Source organism: Muricoccus harenae, assembly GCF_009848505.1.
Taxonomy (GTDB): Bacteria; Pseudomonadota; Alphaproteobacteria; order Acetobacterales; family Acetobacteraceae; genus Roseomonas; species Roseomonas harenae.
On the sequence record NZ_WWDL01000026.1, the window covers coordinates 24,394 to 47,604 of the forward strand.

At 69.7% G+C, this 23,211-nt stretch carries 20 protein-coding genes; 2 read left to right on the top strand and 18 right to left on the bottom strand.

Annotation, left to right across the window (positions count from 1 at the left end; genetic code table 11):
- Positions 1-62: 62 nt before the first annotated feature.
- From GSE44_RS17875 to GSE44_RS17885, 3 genes are all read right to left on the bottom strand, one after another.
- Entirely contained in the window at positions 63-1,121 is a 1,059-nt protein-coding gene (locus GSE44_RS17875; protein WP_159350240.1) for an amino acid ABC transporter substrate-binding protein, read from the bottom strand.
- A 366-nt stretch (positions 1,122-1,487) separates the two neighbouring features.
- Positions 1,488-2,048: a hypothetical protein gene (locus GSE44_RS17880; RefSeq protein ID WP_159350192.1), complete on the bottom strand. Its 561-nt coding sequence runs from the start codon at positions 2,046-2,048 to the stop codon at positions 1,488-1,490.
- 37 nt (positions 2,049-2,085) lie between these two features.
- On the bottom strand, positions 2,086-3,972 hold the full coding sequence (locus GSE44_RS17885) for a transglycosylase domain-containing protein (protein WP_159350193.1): 1,887 nt from the start codon (positions 3,970-3,972) through the stop codon (positions 2,086-2,088).
- A gap of 134 nt (positions 3,973-4,106) precedes the next feature.
- Between GSE44_RS17885 and GSE44_RS17890 the strand changes: the two genes are divergently transcribed.
- Together GSE44_RS17890 and GSE44_RS17895 are read left to right on the top strand one after the other, a co-directional pair.
- The gene (locus GSE44_RS17890; RefSeq protein WP_159350194.1) at positions 4,107-5,705 is read left to right on the top strand and encodes a zinc-binding metallopeptidase family protein; all 1,599 of its coding nucleotides are present in this window, start codon (positions 4,107-4,109) and stop codon (positions 5,703-5,705) included.
- A complete protein-coding gene (locus tag GSE44_RS17895) occupies positions 5,657-6,214 on the top strand; it encodes a c-type cytochrome (protein ID WP_201306124.1) in 558 nt (185 codons plus the stop codon). The genes GSE44_RS17890 and GSE44_RS17895 overlap by 49 nt, the downstream gene beginning before the upstream one ends.
- Before the next feature lie 4 nt (positions 6,215-6,218).
- Here the strand turns inward: GSE44_RS17895 and GSE44_RS17900 are convergent, their stop codons facing one another.
- The 15 genes from GSE44_RS17900 to GSE44_RS17970 all read right to left on the bottom strand — a co-directional run bounded on the left by GSE44_RS17900 (position 6,219) and on the right by GSE44_RS17970 (position 23,154).
- On the bottom strand, positions 6,219-6,572 hold the full coding sequence (locus tag GSE44_RS17900; RefSeq protein WP_159350195.1) for a hypothetical protein: 354 nt from the start codon (positions 6,570-6,572) through the stop codon (positions 6,219-6,221).
- A 5-nt stretch (positions 6,573-6,577) separates the two neighbouring features.
- The gene (locus GSE44_RS17905; RefSeq protein WP_235924915.1) at positions 6,578-9,088 is read right to left on the bottom strand and encodes a cbb3-type cytochrome c oxidase subunit I; all 2,511 of its coding nucleotides are present in this window, start codon (positions 9,086-9,088) and stop codon (positions 6,578-6,580) included.
- Positions 9,085-10,053 carry a cytochrome c oxidase subunit II gene (gene coxB / locus GSE44_RS17910; protein ID WP_159350196.1) on the bottom strand — a complete coding sequence of 323 codons (969 nt, stop codon included), beginning with the start codon at positions 10,051-10,053 and terminating at the stop codon, positions 9,085-9,087. Before coxB ends, GSE44_RS17905 begins: the two co-directional genes overlap by 4 nt.
- Entirely contained in the window at positions 10,050-10,772 is a 723-nt protein-coding gene (locus GSE44_RS17915; RefSeq protein WP_235924917.1) for a cytochrome c oxidase assembly protein, read from the bottom strand. The genes coxB and GSE44_RS17915 overlap by 4 nt, the downstream gene beginning before the upstream one ends.
- Positions 10,773-10,806: 34 nt before the next feature.
- Entirely contained in the window at positions 10,807-11,727 is a 921-nt protein-coding gene (locus tag GSE44_RS17920; protein ID WP_159350197.1) for a hypothetical protein, read from the bottom strand.
- Positions 11,724-12,128 carry a c-type cytochrome gene (locus GSE44_RS17925; protein WP_159350198.1) on the bottom strand — a complete coding sequence of 135 codons (405 nt, stop codon included), beginning with the start codon at positions 12,126-12,128 and terminating at the stop codon, positions 11,724-11,726. Before GSE44_RS17925 ends, GSE44_RS17920 begins: the two co-directional genes overlap by 4 nt.
- Positions 12,129-12,133: 5 nt before the next feature.
- Positions 12,134-12,673, bottom strand: coding sequence for a DUF3341 domain-containing protein (locus GSE44_RS17930; protein ID WP_159350199.1), 540 nt, complete (start codon positions 12,671-12,673; stop codon positions 12,134-12,136).
- Entirely contained in the window at positions 12,670-13,992 is a 1,323-nt protein-coding gene (gene nrfD, locus GSE44_RS17935) for an NrfD/PsrC family molybdoenzyme membrane anchor subunit (protein WP_159350200.1), read from the bottom strand. Before nrfD ends, GSE44_RS17930 begins: the two co-directional genes overlap by 4 nt.
- Entirely contained in the window at positions 13,989-16,802 is a 2,814-nt protein-coding gene (locus GSE44_RS17940; RefSeq protein ID WP_159350201.1) for a 4Fe-4S dicluster domain-containing protein, read from the bottom strand. Before GSE44_RS17940 ends, nrfD begins: the two co-directional genes overlap by 4 nt.
- Positions 16,799-17,434 (bottom strand): cytochrome c3 family protein, encoded by a 636-nt coding sequence (locus tag GSE44_RS17945; RefSeq protein ID WP_159350202.1) that lies wholly within the window; start codon positions 17,432-17,434, stop codon positions 16,799-16,801. The genes GSE44_RS17940 and GSE44_RS17945 overlap by 4 nt, the downstream gene beginning before the upstream one ends.
- Before the next feature lie 78 nt (positions 17,435-17,512).
- Entirely contained in the window at positions 17,513-19,126 is a 1,614-nt protein-coding gene (locus GSE44_RS17950; RefSeq protein WP_159350203.1) for an ABC transporter substrate-binding protein, read from the bottom strand.
- Between the two features lie 136 nt (positions 19,127-19,262).
- The gene (locus tag GSE44_RS17955) at positions 19,263-20,168 is read right to left on the bottom strand and encodes an ABC transporter permease (protein WP_159350204.1); all 906 of its coding nucleotides are present in this window, start codon (positions 20,166-20,168) and stop codon (positions 19,263-19,265) included.
- Positions 20,165-21,118, bottom strand: coding sequence for an ABC transporter permease (locus GSE44_RS17960; RefSeq protein WP_159350205.1), 954 nt, complete (start codon positions 21,116-21,118; stop codon positions 20,165-20,167). The genes GSE44_RS17955 and GSE44_RS17960 overlap by 4 nt, the downstream gene beginning before the upstream one ends.
- Before the next feature lie 12 nt (positions 21,119-21,130).
- Positions 21,131-22,105 carry an ABC transporter ATP-binding protein gene (locus tag GSE44_RS17965; protein WP_159350206.1) on the bottom strand — a complete coding sequence of 325 codons (975 nt, stop codon included), beginning with the start codon at positions 22,103-22,105 and terminating at the stop codon, positions 21,131-21,133.
- A complete protein-coding gene (locus GSE44_RS17970; protein WP_201306125.1) occupies positions 22,102-23,154 on the bottom strand; it encodes an ABC transporter ATP-binding protein in 1,053 nt (350 codons plus the stop codon). Before GSE44_RS17970 ends, GSE44_RS17965 begins: the two co-directional genes overlap by 4 nt.
- Between the last annotated feature and the right edge of the window lie 57 nt (positions 23,155-23,211).

Below are 23,211 nucleotides of genomic sequence, written 5' to 3' on the forward strand. Positions count from 1 at the left end.
TCGATTCTTGCTCTTCAGTCGTCAGGTCGAGGGGGCCTGCAGGAGGCCCCCTCGGTCAGGGATCAGCGGAAGGGCATCGCGTATTGCAGGCCGCCCGGCGTGGTCCAGAGCGCGTTCGGGCCGCGCTGGATGCCGATCGGCTGCAGATGGCGGGCGAAGATTTCGCCGTAATTGCCCGTCGCCTTGATGACGTTCACGGCCCAGTTGGGCGACACGCCGAGCATCTGCCCGAGTTCGCCGTTCTTGCCCAGCATGCGCTGAACGTCGGGCCGGGGGTCGTTGCCCGCCTTCTCCGCGACATTCGCCTGGGTGATGCCCATCTCCTCGGCGCCCACAAGCGCGAAGTGCACCCAGCGGATGAGGTCGGCGTAACGCTGGTCGCCATGACGCACCAGCGGGCCAAGCGGCTCCTTCGAGATCACGTCCGGCAGGATCGTGTGCTCGGCCGGGTTGGGCTGGCTGGAGCGCGTCGAAGCCAGGCCCGACACGTCGGTGGTATAGGCGTCGCAGCGGCCGGAGGCATAGGCGCCGACAACCTCTTCCACGCGCTCGATCACCACGGGGGTGAAGCGCACGTTGTTGGCGCGGGCCCAGTCGGTCAGATTCTGCTCGGTGGTGGTGCCGGGCTGGACGCAGATCGTCGCGCCCTGCAGCTCCTTCGCGGTCTTCACGCCGGTCGAGGTCTTCACCATGAAGCCCTGGCCGTCATAGAAGTTCACGCCGACGAAATCGAGACCCAGGCTCGTATCTCGCGACAGCGTCCAGGTCGTGTTGCGGGCGAGAAGATCGACCTCGCCGGACTGCAACGCGGTGAAGCGGCTTTGCGCCGTGGTGGGCACGTAGCGCACCTTGCTCGGGTCGCCGAAGATGGCGGCCGCCACGGCGCGGCAATATTCCACGTCGAAGCCGCGCCACACGCCCTGGCTGTCCGGCTGGGCAAAACCCGCGAGACCCGTGTTCACGCCGCAAACAAGCGTTCCGCGCGCCTTGATCGCATCCAGGATCGAGGAGCCGGCCGCCGGAGCCTGTGCGGCCGCGGGACCCGCGCCGAGCGAGGTCACGGCAACAGCTCCGAGAACACCACCTAGGAAGCCAAGCATCCTGCGCCGCATGGGCTGCATCGTCATCAATCTCTCCCTGAGTCTCAATTTGGAAACCCGTCCTCATGCTGCGCCAGGGTTGTGCCTGGATCAATGCGGTATTGCGTAGACCGCAATGCACGCCCTTACCCGGCCCGCAGGCTGATCGCAAATCCCCACCGGTGGGGCTGCTTCCCCATGATTTCGGATGCTACAAAAACAGCGTCGGGCATCTCGGCGCATGGCTAGGCAAGCTTCGTGCCGCAGGGCTCGTATTCAGTCGCCCACGATTCGCCCCATGGACGCACGGAGACATCCTGGCCTTCACTGCATGCCACTGGGGTGGATCCCCAGCAGCCTGAGGCAGCACCCGGGCAGGAAGTCAGGCCCGCGAACCGCCCCGGACGGTCAGCCGGGCGGAAGGGTGATCGCCACCCCCTCCCCCTCCGGCTCCATGGCCGCGCCCAGGGATTCGAACGCATGCCGCGCGTCGTCCGGGAGTGCCCAGGGTATCACCAAGCGGGCGCCATCCAGCCTCAGGGGCGGGCGAGGCCCCGGCGGCAATCCGGCGGCTCCCGAGGCGCTCAGGATCAGCGCCCCTTCCAGGGCTGGCGACCGGCGCTCGATCACGGCGCTGCCCAGCGTCCGCACCTCCACCGGCCCAGCCGCGGCGAGCGACAGCAGCGGCAGCAATTCCTGCAACAGCCGCGCCGCCGGCGCGGGACGCACGCCCTCCTCGCGTCCCAGGGCCAGGAAGCCGCGGGCCAGATGGTCATAATCCATCGCCGCCTCCCGGGCACGGGCGACCTGCTTCGTCACCCGCTCGCCCTCCGGCAGCCGCGGCAGGGCGGCGTCCAGATTAGCGGTCAGGACCATGGAGAGATTGTTCACGGCGTGACGCACCGGGCGCAGGAGCAGGGCCATGGCCTGCTCGGCCGCCCGACCATGGGGTGGCTTCCCCTCCGACATCAGGCGGCACCTCCGGGCAATTGCGGCAAGCTCGTCCTCATCGGGGAAGCCCCTCCAGGATATCGTGGAACAGGCGGGCAGGCAGCGTGCCGCCGCGCACGTCGTCCATGGGCGTCGCGTCGTCATTGCCCAGCCACACGCCTATAACGGTGCCGCCGGCGAAACCGACGAACCAGGCATCGCGGGAATCCTGCGTCGTGCCCGTCTTGCCGGCGGCGCCCCGGCCAGGAACCGCCGCGGCGCGGCCGGAGCCGCGTGAAACCACCGCCTCCATCATGCGGCGGATCGCCAGGGCATCGTCAGGCTGCACCGCCCGGACGGGGGCGGCGTTGCCGGCGGGCAGGGCGCGCCCCTCGGCCCGGACGGCGCCGATCCCATGCGGCGTCACCCGCATTCCGCCATTGGCGAAGGTGGCATAGGCCGCGGCCAGTTCCAGCAGGCTCGCCTCCCCGGTGCCGAGGGCGATGGTCGCATCCTTCGGGAAAGGCCCGGCCAGCCCCAGCCGGCGCGCAACCGCCGCCGCCTCCCGCGCTCCGCCGGCTCGCGCCAGCACGCGCACGGCGGCGGTGTTCACGCTATGGGCGAAGGCCTCGTCCAACGGCAGGTCGCCCCGCGCGCGCCAGTTGCCGTTGCCCGGCGACCAGCGCCCGAGGGTAATCGGCGCGTCGGACACCGTCGATTCCGGATGAAGCCCATGCTCCAGCGCCGCGAGATAAACGAAGGGCTTGAAGACCGATCCAGGCTGCCGCCGCGCCGAAACGGCCCGATTGAAGGCGCTGCGCCGGTAGTCCCGCCCACCCGCCATGGCCCAAACCGCGCCCGTCGCGACATCCATCACCACCACGGCGCCCTGCCCTACATCGGCCGCCGCGCCGGGCCCGGCGAGCAGCGCCTCCAGCTTCGCCTCCACCAGCGCCTGCACCCGCAGGTCCAGCGTGGTCCGCAGCGTCAGGTCGGCGGAGCCCGGGAAGCGGGCGGCGAGGTCCTCGTTCACCCAGTCGGCGAACCAGCCGGAATCGCGGGAAGGGCGCGGGGGGAAGGCGATCCGCTCGGCCTCGGCAGCAGCCTGTGCCTCCGTCAGCGCACCGGTCGCGGCCATGGCGCGCAGCACCTCCGCCCCGCGCTCCGCCGCTGCCACGGGATTGGCGCGCGGGTTGTAGCGGGAGGGGGCGCGCGGCAGCCCCGCCAGCACCGCCGACTGCCAGATCGCCAGCCGCCGCGCCGGCACACCGAAATAAAGCCGCGCCGCCGCATCCACCCCATAGGCCCCGGCGCCGAGATAGACACGGTTGAGGTAGATCTCGAGCAGCTGGTCCTTGGTGAAGCGGCTCTCCAGCCAGAGCGCCAGCATCGCCTCCTGCACCTTGCGGCGATAGGAGCGCTCGGGCGTCAGGAACAGGTTCTTGGCCAACTGCTGCGTCAGGGTCGATCCGCCCTGGGCCACGCGGCCCATGGTCAGGTTCACCCAGGCGGCACGCAGCAGCCCGATCGGATCTAGGCCGAAATGGTCGCGGAAGCGTCGGTCCTCGATCACCAGCACGGCGGTGGGCAGGTGAATCGGCACGTCCCGCAGCCGCACCGTCTCGCCATACAGGTCGCCGCTGGTGGAAAGCAGGCGACCATCCGCCGCCTCGAGGGTCACGGAGGGGCGGCGCGTCGTCTCCAGCGCCGCCTCCGGCCGCGGCAGGTCCCAGGCGAAGAGAAGCAGCAGAAGCCCAAGGGCCAGCCCGCCCCAAACCGTTCCGATCAGCGACCAGGCGGCGATCCGGCGCGCCAGGCGCCGCCGCGCCTTCACGGCGGGCCCTGCGGCCGGCGGGGAGGCGGGCGGCTGGGTACGCGGGGCGACGCCGGGCCTCGCGCGCGGCCGCGCCGGGCGCGGAGGCGTCGCGCTGCGCGTCGTCACTGCGGTTGGGGCCCTGGACATGGAGGCTACGCTTAACATGGCTCGGCCAACCTCGCATCTGCGGCCGGTGGCGGGATTCACGACGCCGCCGATCCCTCCTAGGCTCCGCGCACGGCCCGCCTTGATCCGCGTGCCGAGAGGAGCGATGCGCCGCGATGACCGATCCGAATGCCATTCGACAATCTGCGCTGGACTGGATCGCGCGGAACGAACCCCGCCTCTCCGCCTTCAATGAGCGCATCTGGGAGTATGCCGAGCCGGCCTGGCGCGAATACCGCTCCCTCCAAGCCTATGCCGAGATCTTGCGGGAAGAGGGCTTCACGGTGGAGGAGGGCTCGGGCGGCATGCCCACGGCCTTCGCCGCGCGCTGGGGCAAGGGCGGGCCTGTCCTGGCAGGCTTCTCGGAATATGACGCGGTGCCCGGCAACTCGCAGCAGGTCGTGCCGTACCAGGCGCCGCGCGCGGGGCTGCATCCTTATGCTGCCGGGCACACGGACCCGCATTCGGTGCTCGGCACCGCCTCCCTCACCGCCTTCCTCGCCACCAAGGCTGCCTTCGAGCAGCACGGCGTCAGCGCCACGCTGAAGCTGTTCGGCGAGCCGGCGGAAAAGGTCTGCGGCTCCAAGCCCATCCACGCCGCCAAGGGCTATTTCGATGGGCTCGATGCCGCTGTGGTGTGGCACCCCTGGCCGAGCAACACCGTCACCGGCGACATCCATTTCGGCGCCTATTGGAGCGCCGTGATTACCTTCGAGGCGGACAACCCGGAGAACTGGGTCGATCCCTCCCTCATGCCCACCCAGGCAGCCCATGCCGTGGCCCGCGCACCGGGCACGCTGGACGCCATGTGCCTGATGTACACGACGACCAAGTACACGAAGGAGGCAATGTTCCCGCATAGCGGGTCCTGGACGCTGAACGAATTCGTCCTCGGCGATGCCGGCGCGACCTCGGACAACCTGCCCCCGCGCTTCAGCCAGATTCAGTATTCCTGGCGCTCCTCCTCTCTCGCGATCCAGGAGCAGATCTGGCGCGTTCTGGCGAACAACGCGAAGTCCGCCGCCATGGCGACGGGCTGCCGCGCCTTCGTGCGCTGGGTGACCAAAACACGCGTAGGCCTGCCCAATTCCGCACTGACGGAACTGACCTGGCAGAACCTCAAGGCGGTGGGCGCGCCGAGCTACAGCGAGGAGGCGCTCGCCTTCGGGCGGGAGATCCAGAAGAACCTGGGGCTGGAGCCGATGGAGAACCCCTTCATCGCGAGCGTGACGAAGCTCACCACCCCGGCGGAGAACGACGAGGGGCTGCGCCGTACCCTGGCCGGCTGGCAGACGCATCTCAGCGCTGACGACTATGTGGAATATTCCTGGCACTGCCCGACGGTCCGGCTGCTGGCCGCCCGCCCACGGCTGCGCCCCCCCTCCCCCGGCTATGCCTATCCGAACTGGGCCTACAACGCCCTCGGCGGCCTGCCCGCGGTGGTCGATCCGGGGATGTTCGTCGCGGGCAAGACTATGGCGCTGACGCTGGTGGACCTCGCCACGAAGGCCGGTGCGCTGGATACCGTGCAGGCCGAGTTCCGCGAGCGCACGGGCGGCGGCGTCGGCGGCACGGAATGGGTCGGCCCGCTTCTGCCTGCGGATTTCGATCCGCCGGTCGACCTGCGCTGGCCGGAATACGTCTCCACCCCGCGCGGCGAGGAGTGGTGCTTCCCCACCCCGCACAACGGCACGGGCGCCGGCGAGCCGATCTGACGCAACCCGCCCGGCGAACCTGCGTTCGCGGGGCGAGTGCAGCGCCAGGGAGGCCGCCGATCCGCACCTTCCTGGCCCTTGCCGCCCTGCTCCTCGCCGCCTGCGACAGCGAGCCGCCCGCGCAGTTGCGTGTCACCGGCGGCGATGCCGAACGCGGGCGGGTGGTGGCGCTGAACCATGGCTGCGGCGCCTGTCACGTCATCCCCGGTGTCCGCGGCGCGGTTTCCTGGGCTGGGCCGCCGCTCAGCGAATGGGCGAGGCGCGGCTATCTGGCCGGGCATCTGCCGAACTCGCCTGAGAACCTTGTCGCCTGGCTGCGCGATCCGCAGGCCATCGCACCCGGCAGCGCCATGCCGAATCTCGGCCTGACCGAGGCCGAGGCCCGGGACACCGCGGCCTATCTCTTCACCCTAGGCGCCGAGCGGCTGCCCCCGGTGCCGGCCGGGCAGCCGATGGGGCCGAAGGAGGCCGGCCCCCGGGAGGAGCCGCGTATCCGCCCCCGCGCCTGATCCGCTACCAGCAGGCCGGCAGCACCAGGGCCGGCGCCGCCTCGAACAGCACCGCGAAGGCCGCGAAGACGCAGGCCGCCGCCCCGAACCAGCGGGTGAAGTCCGGCTCCGCCTGCCCGCCTTCCGTCACCGTCCCTCCTGGCCGCGCGAGGCGGAACAGGAGGAACAGCACCGCCAGGGCGAGAATCGTCAGGACCACGACGAGGGTGGCAACCCAGGGGAGGCCGAACAGCGTCGCATCCTGCATCCCGCGCTCGCAGGCAAAGCCGTGGACGGCATAGATCCCGCCGAAATGCGCGCCCCAGACCGCCAGCCCGGCCGCAGGCCAGAGCACCGCCCGTGCGGCAGAGGCGGCCATTTCCGTCACAGCAGCCGCGGGAAGCCGTGCAGCAGCACGATTCCCACCGCCCCCTGGCCGGCCACGTAGAGCCAGAACAGCATCGTGTTGTCGAAGGTCAGCCGCCGCGTGCCGTCGACCATCCCCGCCCAGGACCGTGCCTGGGTGTAGAGCGCCATGATGACCGCGACCGCGACGATCGCGCCGTGCCAGGCCAGCAGCGTGTAGGAAATGGCGGCATGGGTATGCTGCCCCGGCCGCTGCCCCGAGCCGAGAAGCGCGGAGAGATCTGCGCCATACCCCGCCAGCAGAAGCAGCAGCGCCACGGGCATGGCCCAGGCAGGCAGCGCATCGCCCCGCCGCAAGGCACGGCCCGCAAGCAGCATCGTCCCGGCAGCCAGCGCGTAGAGCAGCAGCGCCAGGCCACCCCGCTCCAGCAGCGGCAAGCCCATTCCGGCCGGGGGCCACATTCCGTCGCCATTCACCAGCCACAGGAAGAGATAGCTGCCGATGAGGCAGGCGTAGCAGGAGCCCATCACCAGCATCAGCCCCACCATCACCCACCAGGAGGTCGAGATGGGGCCCGTCACATAGGTGGGCAGCACGATACCGCCGCCGATATCGCCGCGCCCTTCGCCGATTGGACCGAAATCCGTGGCGGTCCAGAGCCAGTAGAGGAAGGCACCCAGGGCCAGCACCGCGAATGCAATGGCCGGCACCACCAGCTCCACTGTCAGCACCAGGAAGAAGCCCGCCGTGCCGATGGCGGCGACAATATGCGACCAGCTCGGCCCCGGCAGCACGGCGACATATTGGGGGATGCCCTCGGCGGGGCTGACCACGAGCCCCTCGCGCAGCCCGGTGATGGTGCGGGGCAGGTAATGTCCACCCGCTTCCACCTCCGCCGCCAGGCCAGGCTTCCGCCAGAGCGGGTAGCGGCTATCCACCGCGGCCAGGCTGCGTGGCCCGTAATTCTCGTTCGGCAGCCATTCCAGCGTGCCGGCATCCCAGAGATTGCCGCTACCGCCGCTCATCCGGAAATTGCGCGCAATGTCGATGAAGAGCAGCACGCCGCCCGCCAGCACCACCAATGCCCCGATGGTGGAAAGCGCGTTCCAGACCTCCAGCCCCATCCCGGCGGGATAGGTGTAGATGCGCCGCGGCATTCCCATGAATCCCGAGATGTGCATCGGGAAGAAGGTGAGGTTCACGCCGAGGAAGAGCAGCCAGAACACCCATTTTCCAAGCCGCTCCGACAGCGGCGTGCCGATGGCGGGCGCCCAGTAGTAGAGCGCCGCGAGCACCGGGAAGACCATGCCGCCGATCAGCACGTAATGCAGATGCGCAACGATGAAGTAGGTGTCATGCGCCTGCCAGTCGAAGGGCGTGACAGAAACCATCACCCCCGTCAGCCCACCCAGGGTGAAGATGAAGATGAAGCCGAGGACGAAGAGCGTCGGCGTCGCGATGCGCACCTTCTTCCCCGAGGCGAAGGTCGCGATCCAGGCGAAGACCTGAATCCCCGACGGAACGGAAACCGCAAACCCTGCCGATGCGAAGAAGGACAGGCTCAGCCCCGGAATTCCCGTGGTGTACATGTGGTGCACCCAGAGGCCGAAGGACAGAAAGGCCGTCCCCACCAGCGCCAGCACCACCAGCGAATGCCCGATCAGCCGCGCGCGTGCCATGGCCGGCACGATCATGGAGACCATGCCCGCCGCCGGCAGGAAGATGATGTAGACCTCCGGATGCCCGAAGAACCAGAACAGGTGCTGCCAGAGCAACGGATCGCCGCCGCGCTCCGGGATGAAGAAGGGCCAGTCGAAGGCGCGCTCCAGCTCCAGCAGCGTGGAGGCGATGATGACGGCGGGGAAGGCAAAGATCACCATCCCCGCAAAGACCAGCATCGCCCAGGCGAAGACCGGCATCCGCCCCAGCGTCATGCCCGGGGCGCGGCAACGCAGGATGCCCGTCATCAACTCGATCGCGCCGGCGATTGCGCTGATCTCGATGAAGCCGATGCCCAGCAGATACATGTCCGTGTTGACGCCCGGCGAGGCTGCCTTGCCCGTCAGGGGCGGATACATGAACCAGCCACCGTCCGGGGCCGCGCCGAAGAACAGCGATGCGAAGAAGGCCGATCCACCGATCAGGTAGATCCAGTAGGCATAGGCGCCAAGGCGCGGCGTCGGCATCTCCCGCGCGCCCAGCATGGCCGGCAGCAGCGTGATCCCCACCGCCTCCACCACCGGCACGGCGAAGAGGAACATCATCACCACGCCATGGGTGGTGAAGACCTGGTTGTAGGTGTCCGCGCTCAGGATGTTCATCCCGGGCACGGCAAGCTGCAGGCGGATCAGCACGCCCAGCAGCCCGGCCAGGAACAGGAACATCAGTGCCGTGGCCAGGAAAAGCGGGCCAATCAGGTTGTTGTTGATCTCGGTGATGACCGAAATGCCGCGCGGGAAGGCCCAGGCATGCTCAAGCCGCCCCAACTCCTCCGGCGGGCGCGGCAGCGGATTCGGCAGATCGCTCAACGCAGCGATTCCAGCCAGGAAGCGAGAGCGAGGAGATCGGAGCCCTCGAGGGCACGGGCATAGGCGGGCATGGCGTTCCCGGGCTTGATGTCCTGCGGCGCCGCGATCCAGCCCGCCAGATTGCCGCGGGTATTCGGGAGTGCCCCGCCCGCGAGGGTGGGGCGCGAGCCGACGCGCGACAGATCGGGCGCGATCCGCGCCGCCCAGGGCGTGCCGCGCACCGCGTGGCAGGCACCGCAGCCGGCCTCGCCGAAAACCTGCATGCCGCGACGGTGCTCATCCGTCTGCGGCTCGGGGACAGGGGCGCGCTGGCGGGTGATCCAGGCTTCGAACTCGGCGGGTTCCTGCACCACCACGTCGAAGGCCATCAGCGTGTGCTGCTGGCCGCAGAACTCGGTGCACTGGCCGCGCAGCACGCCGGCACGGTCGGCGCGCAGGCGCTGGCGGTTCACGCGGCCGGGGATCATGTCCAGCTTGCCGTGCAGGTTTGGCACCCAGACCGAATGGATCACATCGGCCGAGGTGAGATGCAGTTCCACCTCCCGCCCGACCGGCAGATGCAGCGCATTGGCGGTGACGGCACCCTCCCCCAGGTCGGGGTAGCGCACCTCCCACCAATACTGCCGTCCGATGATCTCCACGCGGAGCGGCGCCTCGGACATGGGTTGCGTCAAAGCGCGTGACACGCCGAGGGAATAGGCCAGCAGCGCGGTCAGCACGGTCACCGGAAAGACGATCCCCATGCCGACGAGGAAGCGCCGCGATCCCATGCTCCGTCGCAGCGATCCCGGCGCCAGGATGGCAAGGGCCAGGAAGCCCATGGTGAGCACGAAGATCGCCGCACCGCCCCAGAACAGCACATGGGTCAGATCCGCGATCCGCTCCGCCTGGATGCCCCAGGGATCGAGCGGCGTCTGCGCCCCCGAACAGCCGGCGAGAGCAAGAAGCGGAAGAAATCGCCTCACGCCGCGCGATGATCCGGCGCGGAACGCAGGGCGCGGGAGAGCGCCCAGAGGGCAAGTCCCGCGAAGACCACCCCGCCCGGCACCCACATCAGCAGCCCGCCAAGCTGCTGGTCCTCCAGCGGCGTCAGCCCCCAGGGCAGGGTCGTCGCCGCATGCGGCGCGAAGAGCGGGCGTGGCGCGAAGGTCAAGAAGGCGCCGAGCGCGCCCATTTGCGCCGCCGTGGCCAGGCCCGAGAGCAGCGCCGCATCGGCCCGCGTCGCGCGCTGCACGCCATGCCAGAACCAGGCAGCCGTGCCGAGCAGCGAGGCATGCATCGCCCACCAAGCGGCATCGGAGACAAAGGTGAGCGCATAGGGCGCAGGCAGGTGCCAGAGCCACAGCACCACGGCGAAGATGATGGCCGAGAGGGCCAGTTCCCCCGGCGCCGCAATGTGGGCGCGGAAGCCCACCGCCAACAGCGGCGCCGCCAGCAGCATCACCAGCAGATGCTGCCCCACCCGTACGGAGAAGAGCGCGACCGCCAGGCTGCAGAGCGGCGTGAGCAGCGCCGCGGCCAGCACCGTCCAGCCTGCAAGGAAGAGACGGCGCTCGCTGGCCAATGCCCAGCCGAGGCCCAGCCCGGCCAGCAGCACGCCGATGAGCAGCGGATCGAGCGTCCAGGCGAGCTCGCCTGGCCGGGGCGGCAGGCCGCAGAAGGGCACCACATCCGTCCTGATCACGCGCTCCGCCCTCCTCTCGCTGATACATGGACGATCATACAGGATGCGCGCCGCCGCGCTTCGCCGCGCGCCAGCCCAGCAGGAGGAGAAAGCCCAAGAAACCGATCACAATAGCGTCCACAATCGGGCTCGGTGCCCCCTGAGCGGCCCCAGGTGCGATTGGCGCATCCGGCCGCACCATCCACAGCAACAGCGCCGAGTGCTGCGCCAACAGCAACCCGCAGACCACGCGCATCCGCCATGGCCGCCATTGCGGCACGACGGCGAGGACGATCGCACCGAGCAGGGCGGGAACGACCAGAATCGCCTTCAGCCAGAGCCATGGCCCTTCTTGCCGGCGCAGGTACCAGGCGGCCTCGGGCGGCAGGTCGGCCGCCCAGACCGTAATGAACTGCACGAACCAGAGCCAAAGCGTGAAGATGGCCAGAGTCAGCAGGGCACGCTCCACCCCGGTGCGGGCCTCCGGATCTTGCGGGCGTCCCTGGGCCAGCACGGCCAGAGACAGGAAGGCCGCGGCGCCCCCTGTCAGCAGGGCGATGCCATGCAGGCTTCCCACCCAACCGGGATCACGGGAAAGGGCCCAGTCCTCGAATCCGATCGCAGCCGAGATCACCATCAGCAGCAGCGCCAACCCCGCCTTCCGCCGGCTGGCGGTGCGGATCAGCATCCGGCCGAGCACCGCCCAAAGCACCAGGATCACGGCACTCACCGCCTCGATGAGAAGCGCCCTCCCCTGCCCCGCCCAGGGATAGAGGCGCCCAGCCAGGAGCAGCAACGGCAGGGCCAGCAGGACCAAGGCGGGCATGGCCCGGCCTGCGGCAGAGAAGGCGGGCCGCAAGGGCTCCACCCAGAGCTCCCGCAGCAGGATGCCCGAGGACAGCACGGCCAGCGCCCCCGCACCCAAACTGGCCGTAAGAAGAAAGGCGAGCAGCCAGGCCTCGGCGAAGGCGGTCATGGCGCGCCACGCATGAGCGCCTCCACATGCCGTGCCACGGCCCAGCGCTGGCGGGGATCGAGCCGGTCCGACAGCGGATGGGCGCCGAGGCGGTTCTCCGCGATTGCCGCCATGCTGCGCGCGGGATCGGCCGGCAGCGGCGCGATCGGCGGATGCCCGCGCGAAACGACCACCCCGTCTCCCAATCCGCGCGCCCCGTGACAGGGCGTGCAGTAGATACCGTAGCGCTCCGCCCCTTCGGCCAGCAGGGCGGCATCCACCGGCGGGCCCGGCGGCGCTAGGACCCGGGCCTGCGCCGCCGCGCCGCGCGGCACCGAGCCTTCGGGCGGCGGTGCCGGCGGCGGGGGCTTGGGGCTCTCCGGCCAGCCGTCGCATCCGGCCAGTAGGAGAAGGAGGACCAAGCATTTCACTCGCTCCTTACCTCCGAGACGCGCAGCGGCGCGAGGCCGCGTAGGAAATGGGCCGCCCCATCCTCGTCGTAGAGCGGATCCTCGGCGGAGAGGAACAGGAAGAACCGGTCTTCGCTTGCGCGGTGAAAGCCGCGCGCGAAGAAGGCCGGGTGGTGCAGCCGCGGCAAGCCGTTCAGCGCCAGCATCCCGATCAGCGCCGCGGCACAGGCCCAGAGGATGGCGACGAGATAGGTGGTGGGCAGGAAGACCGGCCAGGCATTCGGTGGCCGCCCCCCGACATTCACGGGATAGAGGTGAACGGAGACATACCACGCCGCCCCCGCCGAGATCGCCGCCCCAGCCGCCGCTGCCGCCATGGCAATGTATCCCACCGGCGCCGCGCTGACGCCCAGCGCCTCCGCCGCCTCTGGCACCGGATAGGGCGAATAGGCCTCGAGGCGGGTCCAGCCAGCGGCACGGGCCGTGCGCACGGCCGCCGTCATGGTCTCGGCTTCATCGAATTCGGCCATCAGGCCGAAAGGAGGCGGATGGCTCAACGCTCCTCCTCCTCCGCCTCGGTCTCGCTTTCCTCGTGCCGTGTCTCGAACATGGATACAGCGGGGATCATGCGGCCGAACAGCAGCAGCACCATGGCGAAGAGCGCGACCGTGCCGCCCAGCAGTCCCCATTCCGCAGGGCTCGGCGTGTAGCCGCGCGACATGGTGGGCAGGTGGTCCCGCAGCAGCCCGTCGACCACGATGGACCAGCGATCAAGCCACACACCCGCCGCCGCCAGGATCCCGACCGGCACGACCACGGCGGCACGGGACCGTAAGCCCGCGAACCACAGAACCTGCGGCAGCAGGGCACCCAGCAGCACCGCGCCCCAATAGGCCGGCGCACCTGCCCCGAGCACGCGCGCGGAAAGCGCCGCTCGGGTGGTCTCGTCCTCCTCCAGGAAGCCGACCAGCAGCTCATGCGCATAGGCCAGCCCCGCCGCCAGCCCCGCGCAGGCCAGCAGCCGCGCGAGCAGGTCCATGTCCGCATCATCCACGAAGCGCTCCAGCGAGAGCGCCATCCGCAGCACCGCCGCGAGGGCCAGCACCACGCCGAGGCCCGAGGGCAGGCCCGTGACCACCACATGCAGCGGCAGCCGCGCCTGGTGCCAGGCGGGCACGAGGGTGGTGGCGAATTCCAGCGCCACCACCGTCTGCGCCCAGAGCAGCAGCGGCAGCACCATGGCCGCGACGAGGCGATAGGCCGCCTGGTGCCGGTGCCAATGCGTGACCGAGCCGCGCCAGCCGAGCGCGAACAGGCCATAGGCCCGCGCCGCACGGATGCGCCCGCGCGCTGCCGCGCGATCCCGCATGGTCGCGAGATCCGGAATCAGCCCGATGAACCAGAAGAGGGAGGTGACGATGACATGTGACATGATTCCCCAGAAATCCCAGACCAGCGGGCTGCCGAATTGCGGCCAGAGGCCCGCGCGATGGGGATAGGCGAGGGTCCAGTGGAACAGCCACGGCCGCCCCAGATGCAGGATCGGGTAGAGGGCGGCCGCGAGGATGGCGGCCAGGGCCGCCGCCTCGGCGAAGCGGTTCACGGCGGTGCGCAGCCCGTGGCGCCGCAGTACCAGGATGGCAGCGAAGAGGCTGGCGGCATTGGCGATGCCGATCCACCAGGCATAGGCGATCAGGTCGAAGCCCCAGACATGGGGAATGTTGTTCCCCCAGACCCCGATGCCCGCCACCAGCACGGCGGAGACGGAAATCCCCAGCAGCAGTATCCCCGCCGCGCAAAGCAGGACCGCGATCCGGAAGCCCCAGGCTCCCGGTCGCAACGCGGCCTCGGCGACGGGCGCGGTGATGTCACTCACGGCGCGTCCTCCGTATCCGTCGCGACACGCGCGAGATAGGTGGTGCGGGGCCGCGTGCCGAGCTGCCCGAGCATGGCGTAATGCCGCCCGCCCTGCCGCGCACGGGAGACGTCGCTTTCAGGGTCGTTGATGTCGCCGAAGGTGATGGCGCGCGTCGGGCAGGCGCGCTGGCATGCCGTCTCCACCTCCCCGTCCTGCAACGCGCGCCCCTCCGTGGAGGCGGCGCTGCGGGCGGTCGTGATGCGATGGACGCAATAGGTGCATTTCTCCATCACTCCGCGCGGGCGGAGCGAGACATCCGGGTTGCGCGCCGGCGTGTCGAGGAAGCGGCGATGGTCCGACCAGTTGAAGCGCCGCACCTTGTAGGGGCAGTTGTTGGAGCATGTGCGCGTGCCGATGCAGCGCGGATACACCATCACGTTCAGCCCCTCATGGTCGTGCAGCGTGGCGTTCACGGGGCACACGGGCTCGCAGGGCGCCTGCTCGCAATGCATGCAGGGCACGGGCTGGAAGCTGGCGGCGGGATTCTCCTCCGGCCCGTGGTGGTAGCGGTCCACGCGCAGCCAGTGCATCTCGCGCCCCTGGCTGACGGCAAGCGGCCCGACCACGGGCACGTTGTTCTCCGCCTGGCAGGCCAGGGCACAGGCGTTGCAGCCGATGCAGGCATCCAGGTCGATCGCCATGCCCCAGGCATGGCCGGGATAGGGCCAATCCTTGTACAGCGAAGCGTCGCGCTCCGGCTGCGGCAGGGCCTCGCCCGGGGCGACGGTGCGGATGGCCTCGCTGGAATCGATGCGGTGGTGGGAGTCGGTCGTGACGAGCGGTGCCTTGCGACCCGTGGGACGCAGCGACAGGCCCGGCGCAACCCAGGCGCCATCCGCCGGCCGGAGCGCATAGGCGTCGAAGCCCCGCCCCTCCCCCACCGGCCCGCCCGCCCGCCGACCGCCGCCGAGCGGCAGGGTGACGCAGCCCGGCGCGTGGCCCGGCATAGGCCAGAAGGGGGCGAGGAGGCTGCGCCCGCCGAGGCTCAGCTCCACCTCATCCCCAGGCGATAGGCCGAACTCCGCGGCGGTGGCCGGGGCCATCAGGGCCGCATTGCCCCAGGTGATCTTGGTTAGCGGGCGCGGCATCTCCTGCAGCCAGGCCTCATGCGCCTCCGCGCCGCCGCGCGTGCCGGAATCGGGCGCGAAAACCGCTGCCAGTCCAGACGGCAGGAGTGGCGACGGGCGGTCCCAGTTCGCACCCAGGGGAAGCTCCAATGGGGTGGGCGGATCGCCCGCAATTCCTTCCTCCAGCGCACCAGCCCAGCGCGCGTCGAAACCTTCCTCGCCCCAGGCCGCGCGCCAGCTGGCCTCCACCGCCGCCCGGGCGGTGACGGAAGCGCCGAGCAGCACCGAGAGAAGCTCCACCTCCCCCCAGGCCTCCTCCACGAGCGGCACGGTGGCGGGCTGGCGAATGGCCGGGGTGCCATCGAAGGCGCGGGAATCGCCCCAGGCTTCCAGGGGATGCGGCAAAGGGACATGCCAGCTGCAGAGGCGGGCCGTCTCGTCCTGCCGGAAGCCGAGATGCAGTGCGAAGGGCAGCTTGCGGAGGGCAGCCTCGAAGCCGAGGGCGGCGGGGGCATCATAGGCCGGGTTGGCGCCGAAGATGAGACAATGCGTCACCTCCCCCGCCGCCATCTCGGCTGCCAGGGTGGCGAGGGAAGCCCCCATCGGCTCCGGCCGCGCCAGCGGGTGGGGCAGCAGGCGCAAGGCGCTGCTGCCGAGCCGCCGGTTCATCGCATGGGCGAGCGCATGGAGGGCCGCACTGCCATGGCCCGCGATGACCAATGCCTCCGGCCCCGCCGCGGCCAGGGCGGAGGCGACTTCCGCCGCTGCCGGATGCTGGCCGCCGGCTGCTAATCCCTCAACACCCAGCGCCGCGGCGACCGCGCGGGCGAAGGGCTCGGCCTCGGCGGGGTGGAGCGGAATGCGGTGATCGGCACGCGCGCCGGAGAGGCTAAGCGCGGCCTCCGCGACGATGAGCCTCGGTGCGCGCCCGGCCCTGCGCGCACCGATCCAGTCCCGCGCGTGGCGCAGGTGCCCCGGCATCGTGCCCAGCGGGTCCGCGCCGAGGCAGAGCACGGTCCGGGCGCGCCCCATCTCCGGCACCGCGGTGGCGGGTCGGCCGAAGGCACGCATTGCGCCTTCCAGCGCCGCATCATCGGCCAGCGGATCGTGCTGGTGCCAGCGGGCTTCCGGGAAGGCGGCGAGCACCTGCCCCATTACCCGGCCCAGGGTGGGGGAGGAAACCGGGCCGGTGAGGATACGCAGCCCGCGCCCGCCGCGCGGCGCCAGCTCGGCCCGCATGTTGGCGAGGGCGTCCTGCAGCATCGCCGTTGGTACCGGGCGGCCGTCCCGCCGGATGCGGCGGGACCGGTGCGGGTCGTGCAGCGAGAGCACGGCCGCCTCCGCGAAAATATCGGTGGCGCCGAGGCTGGCGGGATGGCGCGGATTGCCCTCCAGCTTCACCGCATGGCCGTTGCGGGTGCGGACCACCACGCCGCGCGACAGCCCATCCATCTCCAGCACCGTGGCGTATTCGGCCGAAGCGGCCGCCGCATCGGCGGCGCGCGCGGGGGCGTGCAGCGGATGGCCGTGCTCCGGCACGTCGTCGCAGCCGGCCAGGCTCGCCAGGGCGAGGGACGCCCCCATCAACCGCAGCGCGTCGCGCCGCTCCAGCGCAGCCTGGGGGGCGGAGGCTAGGGCGGCGGGCTGCGGCGGCTCGGCCGCCGGATCGGGGCCGCGCCGGGGTCCGGTACGGTCGCTCATCGGTGGCAGGTCGAACAGCGGGTCAATGGCGAGACCTCCACGCCGTAATGCTCGTAGCGCAGGGATTGCAGGCCATGGGGCCGGACGGCCGGCGCCGCCGCGGGCTGCGTGCCGGCTGCCGGGTTCCGGTGGCAGTCGAGGCAGAAGCCCATGGAGAGCGTTTCGGCCCGTGCCGTGCGCGGCATCTCCTGAACCTTGCCGTGGCAGCTCTCGCAGGTGACCCCCGCCTGGCTATGGGCGGCGTGGTCGAAGCGCGCATGGTCCGGCAGCCGGCTGACCGAGGACCATTCCACCGCCGCCCTGCGCGCGATCGCCGCCCGCAGGGGGGCGAACTGCGCCGTGACGTTCCAGACACGCTCATGGCAGCCGAGGCAGGTCTCGGCACTCGGCATCCCTGCATCCGTCCTGCGCTCGACCCCCGCATGGCAGAAGCGGCAATCGAGCCCGAGGTCGCCGGCATGGACCGCATGGCTGAAGGGAATGGGCTGCGCCGCCGGGCGCCCGATGGCCCAGGCATTGCCCGATCGCACATAGGCAAAGACCGCCGCCCCGATCAGCAGGACCAGGGCGGCACCGACGATCAGCGCCAGCCGCAACCGGGCGTCAGCCTGGGTGGTGAAGATCTGCGCCATCATGCTCCCTGGGCCGGACCGAAGGGCCAACGCCAGGAAGCACAGATGGTTGGACGCGGGGCCGCGGCCCTGTGCAGATCAGGCGAGCGTCGTCAGGTCCTGGAACCAGTGCTGCGCCTGGGTGTAGTTTCGGACGTTCCGGCCCAGCACATGCGGGTTGGTGTCATGCACCACGAAGACCAGCAGCGCCTGGTCCACCACCCGCTCATGCACGCGTGCCATCAGCCGGTCCTGCTCCGCTACGTCGAAGGACTGCACCGCCTGGTCGATCAGCTTGTCGGTCTCGGCGTCCCTGGCGTGGGACCAGTTCACGCCCACCGGCGCGACCTGGTTAGAATGAAAGAAGCGCACAAGGGCGTAAAGCGGATCGGAAGTGACATAGGCTACGTTATTGGCCGTGATGCCGCGCATGGATTCATGCGCCGCGCCGTTGCGCCAGGCGGTGTAGAGCACTTCCAGCTCCACCGGCTGGAACTCCACCTCGATGCCAATCTCCTTCCAGGCCTGCTGGATGAACTCATTCATCGGCATGGACAGCATCTGGCCCGAGCCGCCGGTGGCGATCAGAAACCTCGTCTTCATCGGGTTGCGCGGGGAGAAGCCGGCCGCCTGCACCAGCTTGCGCGCCTCGTCCGGGTCGTAGCGCACCTTGAAGGAGGGATTGCCGAACCAGGGGGAGGCCGGGTCCACCACGCCGGTCGCCGGCTTCGCCAGACCGCCGAGAAGGGCGACGATATCATCCCGGTTGATGGCGAGGTTCGCCGCCTGCCGCAGCCGCAGGTCGCGCCAGGGCGAGCCTTCCAGCATGGACAGGTGGTAGTTCCACACATGCGGGGTGACGTTCTCCACCACCCGGTTCCCGGCCGCCTTGAGCTGCGGCACCATGTCCAGCGCCGGCGTTTCGATCAGGTCCACCTGCCCGCTCAGCAGCGCATTGCTGCGCGTCACGGCATCGGGGGCGCAGACCAGTACCACGCGGTCCACCTTCGGCATCCGGTCCGGGTTCCAATAAGCCGTGTTCTTCACCAACTCCGCCCGTTCGCGCGGAACCAGCCGCGCCAGCCTGAAGGGTCCGGTGCCCGAAGGCTCGGAGGCGAAGCGGTCCCAGGAGCGGCCGAGCTTCTCGTATTGCGCCGGCGAGGAGACAAGGAACCACAGCAGCTGATAGGGGAAGAGGCTGTCCACCGCCTTGGTGGTCAGCTCCACCGTCATTGCATCCAGCTTCTTCCAAGAGGCGAGCGAAGGCAGGCGCGGCCGGACCTGCGCCGCCTGGCGCTGGTCGAAATGCGGCGCCTGATTGTTCATCACCTTCTCGAAGTTCCAGATCACCGCGTCGGCGTCCAAGGCCGAGCCGTCATGGAACTTCACGCCCTCGCGCAGCTTCAGGGTCCAGCGCTTGCGGTCAGCTGGATCGGCCTCCCAGGAGGTGGCGAGGCCTGGCACCAGCTTTCCAGGCCGGTCCGCCACATCCATCTCCCAGGCGACCAGCGGATCGTAGATGGTGTAGCCGGTGAACTGGTAGGCACCCGCCCCGCGGTCCGGCTGGCCCGCGGTGAGCGGGATGTCCGCCATCGAGATGCCGTAGCGCAGCACGCGCTCGGCGGTTTGGGCCTGGGCTTCGGAAATGATGAGGCCGGACGGCAGGGTGGCGAGGCCGGTGGCGCCCAGCAGGGCGCGGCGCGACAGGTTCATGGATTGCTCCGGGTTGTCCCGAAGCCCGTTGCAATGGTTATGCCGCAAAAAAGAACCGGGCGCCCCAGTCTCCCTGGCGCACCCGCAAACCGATAAAAATTGAAGGGGGTCCGGGGGATACCTCCCCCGGCCTTTGCTACCCCCTCACATCCATCGCTGTCCGCAGCCCATCGCTGACCATGTTGAAGCACATGCTCGTCACGAAGATGCAAACGCCCGGCAGCATGGCGATGAGGGGCTGGGTGTAGATTGCCGTCCGCAGCGTGTTCAGCATCAGCCCCCATTCCGGCTCCGGCGGCTTGGTGCCGAGGCCGAGGAAGGAAAGGCCCGAGGCCAGGATCATCGAGACGCTGATGAGGCTGGTTGCATAGACAAAGATCGGCCCCAGCACATTGGGCAGCACATGCACCCGCACGATGGTCATCGCCCCCGCGCCACTCGCCCGGGCTGATTCCACATAGTCCAGATTGCGGACAGAGGTGGTGGTGCTTTCCGCCACGCGGATGATCTGCGGGATGAACACCAGGGTCAGCGACAGCATGGCATTGGAGATGCCAGGCCCCAACGCGCCGGAGATGGCCACTGCCAGCAGCACGGAAGGGAAGGCGTAGAAGACGTCCGTCGTCCGCATGATGGCCATGTTGACCCAGCCACCCGCGAAGCCCGCGATCAGCCCCAGCGTGCCGCCGATGACGAAGGCGATGAGCACCGGCGTGATGCCGAGGAACCAGGATAGCCGTCCGCCATGAAGAAGCCGGGTGAGCATGTCCCGCCCCAGCTCATCCGTGCCCAGCGGATAGCGCCAGTCCTGGAAGCCGATCGGCCGCAGCCGGCGAATCATGCTCGTCTGGTAGGGATCATGCGGGGAAAGCCAGGGCGCGAAGATGATGGCCAGGGCCATCAGCAGCAGCACGAAGCCAAAGAAGAGCGTGACCGGGTCGCGCGAGAGGCGCCGGGCCACGCCTTGCCAGTAGCCCCGGTTAGGCGCCGGCACAGGCTGCGGCACGGCGATGACGGGTGTTGTCGCGGTGGTGGTGCTCATGCGCGGCGGATCCGGGGGTCGAGCGCGGTCTGGATGAGGTCCACCGCGAGGTTGAGCGCCACGAAGAAGATGGCCAGCACCAGGATCGTGCCCTGCAGCACCGGCAGGTCTCGCTGGAAGATGGCGCTGTTCAGCAGGAAGCCGGTGCCCGGCCAGGAGAACACCGTCTCCACCAGGATGGAGCCGCCCATCAGGTAGCCAAGCTGGAGACCCATCACCGCCAGCACGGAGGGCGCCGCATTCTTCACCACATGCAGCGCGATCCCGCCCCGCCGCAGCCCCTTGCCGCGCAGGGTGGTCACGAAGTCCTGGTTCAGCAGCTCCATCACCACGCCACGCACGGTGCGGGTGATGATGCCCATGGGGATGACCGAAAGGGTCACGGCCGGCAGGACAAGGTACTTGATGTGCTCCCAGTCCCAGGCCCAGGAGCCGGAGCCGCCAGGCCCCGCGCCCATGGCGGGCAGCCAGTTCAGCGTTACGCTGAACAGCACCACCATCACCATGCCCAGCCAATAGTGCGGAATGGAGACGCCCGCCGCCGCGAAGCCCACCGCCAGCTTGTCCAGCCAGCTGCCGCGGAACACTGCGGCAATGGTGCCCAGGATCGAGCCCATCACGAAGCCGATCCCGGCCGCGGCCAGCGCCAGCATCAGCGTGTTCCCGATGGCCGAGACCAGATCCGCCGTGACCGGCCGCCCGGTGGCGAGCGAGCGCCCGAGATCGCCCTGCACCACGCGGGAGAGCCAGATCCCGAACTGCACCGGTAGCGGCTTGTCCAGCCCATAGTCACGGCGGACCTGTTCCACCACCTCCTGCGGGGCGTCGGCGGGCACGATGGCGTTGATCGGATCGCCCGGGGCGATCTGCACGAGCATGAAGCAGACCAGCCCCACGGCCAGGGCAATGGGAATGGCGTAGAGGATGCGGCGGATCAGGTAGAGGAGCATGGTTCCTCCGGCTCAGGCGGCCTGGGGCACGCGCACGCAGCGCGCGGCATGGCCAGGGACGGGGCTGCGGAAGTCCGGCACCTTGGGCAGGCAGGCCTCCTCCACATAGGGACAGCGGGGGGCGAAGGCGCAGCCCTGCGGCACACGCTCGAGATTCGGCGGTGCGCCGGGGATGGTGGTTAGGCGTTCTCCCCGCATCCCGGCATGTACCGTGGCGCCGAGCAGGCCCTGGGCATAGGGATGCAGCGGGCCGCGCATGAGGTCGCGCACCGGCCCTTCCTCGATGAACTTGCCCGCATACATCACGGCCACCCGGTCCGCGATCTCGCCCGCCACGCCGAGGTCATGCGTCACGAAGATCACGCCCATGCCCATTTCCTGCTGCAACCGGCGCAGCAGCAGCAAGATCTGGATCTGCACCGTGGCGTCCAGCGCCGTGGTCGGCTCATCCGCCAGCAGCAGTTTCGGGCGGCAGGACAGGGCGATGGCGATCATCGCGCGCTGCCGCAGCCCGCCCGAAAGCTCATGCGGATAAGCCGCAAGGCGGCGCTTGGCCGAGGGAATCTGCACCAGTTCCAGCAGCTCCAGCGCCCTCTTGTCGGCCTCGGCGCGGCTCAGCCCCTCATGGCGCATCACCGTCTCGGCGATTTGGCGGCCGATGGTGAAGACCGGGTCCAGTGCCGTCATCGGCTCCTGAAAGATCATGGAGACGGTGCTGCCGCGGATATCGGCCATCCGCCGCTCGGAGGCCGTGATGATGTCGTGCCCGCCGACGCGCACCGTGCCCGAAAGCTTCGTGCGCCGCGGCGGGTTCAAGGCCATCAGGGCGCGCAGCGTCACCGACTTGCCCGAGCCGCTCTCGCCCAGGATGCAAAGGGATTCCCGCTCCGCCAGGTCGAAGGACACACCGTTGACGGCATTCACAGTGGCGTCGCGGGTGACGAAGCGGACGTTCAGATCCCGTACATGAACAAGGGATTCACTCATGCGGCCACCTTCGGGGCATGGCTGTGCCCGCTGTTCGGAACGACCATCAGGCAGGCCGCCTGCTGCCCCGCCGGCGCCGGATGCAGCGGCGGCACGGTGGTGGAGCAGACGGGCTCGGCAAAGGCGCAGCGCGTGTGGAAGCGGCAGCCCGAGGGGGGATTGATGGGATTGGGCGGATCGCCGGTCAGCGGCGGCTCGGTGCGGCGGAGGTCCGGGTCCATGGAAGGGCGGCTGGCCAGCAGGGCCGCGGTGTAGGGATGCACGGCCGCGGCATAGATCGTCTCCACCGGCCCGATCTCCGCAACCTTGCCGAGATACATCACCAGCAGCCGGTCCGACATGTACTGCACCACGTTGAGGTCATGGCTGATGAAGACATAGGTGAGGCCGAACTGCCCCTTCAGGTCCTGCAGCAGGTTGAGCACCTGCGCCTCCACCGACTTGTCGAGGGCGGAGACCGGCTCGTCGAGGATCACAAGCCTTGGGCGCAGGGCCAGGGCACGGGCGATGTTGATGCGCTGCCGCTGCCCACCCGAAAGCTCATGCGGGTAGCGTCGCGCGAACTGGTCCGGGTTCAGCCCCACTGCCGCCAGCAGGTCCCTTGCCCGGCCACGCGCATCGCCGCGTCCCAGCCCATGCACCTGCGGCGCGAAGGCGATGGACTCCTCGATGGTCAGGCGCGGGTTCAGGGAGGCGTAGCTGTCCTGGAACACCATCTGCACCTGGCGGCGGTATTCCTTCAGCGGCAGCTCGCGCCCGCCCACCACCTGCCCGTCGAACACCACCTCGCCGGCGGTCGGTGCCATCAGCGCCATGATCAGGCGCGAGGTGGTGGACTTGCCGCAGCCGGATTCGCCCACGATTCCGAGCGTCTCGCCCTTGCGCACGTCGAAGTCGATGTTGTCCACCGCCTGCACCACACCCGCGCCCCGGCCCAGGAATCCGGATTTGAGCGGGAAATGCTTCGTCAGCCCGCGCACGGTCAGCAGCGGCTGGGCGGGGCCGCCGATATCCGGCAGCGGCGGCAAGGTGTCGGATGGAGCCGTCATGTCTTTCCCATCGGGCCGGGCAGGAAGGCACAGCCGTTACGGAGCTTGCAATCCCCA